Genomic DNA, 619 nt, shown 5'->3' with positions numbered 1-619 from the left:
GACTTGCGGCCGCTGGGCGGTCGGGTTTTCTATTTCTGCAATCAGGTCAACGAGCGGGGTACGGCGGTTGTCTGGCAGGGACAGGCATATGAGCCTTATCCGATTAAGGCTGACGGCTTTGAATCAACTTCGCAAGGCGCGGGTAACCGTCCGACGCTGACGGTATCGAATCTCTTGGGTTTGATTACGGGCGCGGCGGATCAGTTCGGTCAGCTCGTCGGCGTGCTGGTTGTGCGCCGTCAAACCTATGCCAAGTTTTTAGATGCGGTCAATTTCCAGTCCGGGCGCAATCCGACCGCAGACCCGATGCAGGAAGTCGTCGGCAAATATTTGGTTGAACGGATGACGGCATTGAATGCAGAAACGGCAACCTTCGAACTTGCCGCGCCGTCCGAATCGGATGGTTCGGTCATTCCCGCCCGTATTATGCTGGCAAATACCTGCTGCTGGCAGTATCGCGGCGAAGGGTGCGGTTATACGGGGCGTGCGGTTGCCGACCGTTTCGATATGCCCACGGACGATGCGTCCAAAGACGTATGCAGCAAAACACTGACAGGATGTAGGGCGCGGTTTGGCGCGACGGCAGTTTTGCCGTTCGGCGGTTTCCCATCTAGTGATA

At 57.2% G+C, this 619-nt stretch carries 1 protein-coding gene; it reads left to right on the top strand.

Going from position 1 to position 619, the window contains the following annotated elements; genetic code table 11:
- Positions 1-619 (top strand): phage minor tail protein L (locus tag QMK17_RS26345; protein ID WP_283512230.1); only part of this gene is annotated, 619 nt, incomplete at both ends.

Origin of the sequence: Rhodococcus sp. G-MC3 (genome assembly GCF_030063335.1) — a bacterium.
GTDB lineage: Bacteria > Actinomycetota > Actinomycetes > Mycobacteriales > Mycobacteriaceae > Rhodococcoides.
The sequence above is the reverse complement of the archived record's forward strand: the minus strand, read 5'-3'. Positions and strand labels throughout refer to the sequence as shown.